Origin of the sequence: Clostridium sp. AM33-3, from assembly GCF_003480315.1 — a bacterium.
In the GTDB taxonomy this organism is placed as follows: domain Bacteria; phylum Bacillota; class Clostridia; order Lachnospirales; family Lachnospiraceae; genus Brotaphodocola.
In genome coordinates this window covers 1-958 of record NZ_QUIV01000018.1, presented here as the reverse complement: position 1 = coordinate 958, position 958 = coordinate 1, and the positions used below count along the sequence as shown (strand labels likewise).

1 protein-coding gene and 1 pseudogene are annotated in these 958 nt (G+C 43.9%); both read left to right on the top strand.

Translation table 11 applies throughout. The features are described 5' to 3' along the window. A partial coding sequence (locus tag DW819_RS10885) for a hypothetical protein (protein ID WP_207665308.1) occupies positions 1–416 on the top strand: 416 nt, incomplete at its 5' end. Between the two features lie 82 nt (positions 417–498). Further along, positions 499–958, top strand: a pseudogene (locus DW819_RS10880) (hypothetical protein); the annotation flags it as partial.

The following is a 958-nucleotide window of genomic DNA, read 5'->3' as shown; positions in this document are numbered from 1 at the left end:
AAGGTCCGGAAGTGAATGAGACCGCTTTCCTTTATTTTCACATATCGTTGTTTGCTTGCTCTCACAACACGCGTTCGCCTGCATCGGACTACATCCGCTGCATTCGTACACGTGTGTTCAAGATGCAAACACCTGATATGCTGAAAATCCCGGAAAGCGGTCTCATTCACTTCCTGCTGTATCGGCTCCGCCACAAAAATAACAATGACTGCGTTATTTATTATCTCAGAACAGCCAGTACAGCAGAAATTCCGGAAAATGCTTGCAGCGCCTTTGCAAACATGATATGTTATAGACAAAGCAGAAATATTCTTTTAAACCGCATTGGTCATGGTGCATTTGGTTACAGCCTGCGGTTCTCTCATTTCTATGGCGATGCCATTCTGAATTATCTACTGGAATTTTTCTTTGCTTGAACACCCAACTATCAACACAAAGGAATTCCAGAATGATAAAGAAAAGCAGAATGGGATTCCGGCATAAGGAAGGAGATTGCCTATGGCAAAAAACACATTGACCACTGCATTTGATCAGACCGAAAAGGATCTAAAATACCCCATTCCGGTACGCGCCTACAAAGACCGGATCTTTCGGATGATCTTTAAGGAAAAGCGGGCGCTTCTGGCACTTTATAATGCAATGAACGACACCGCATATCAGGATCCGGAAGAGCTGGTCATCACGACACTGGAAAACGCCATTTATCTTGGTATGAAAAACGATGTATCCTTTATGATCTGCGACCGGCTGTTTCTGTATGAACACCAGTCCACGAAAAATCCAAATATGCCGCTGCGAAATCTGTTGTATGTGGCAGATCTTTACTCGGTGCTGACAAAAGACATGTTTTTGTATGGGGAACTTCCGGTAGCAATCCCGGAGCCTCGTTTTGTGGTATTTTACAACGGAGAACAGAAAATGGAGGAACGAGCCATCCTTCGTCTGTCTGATCTTTATC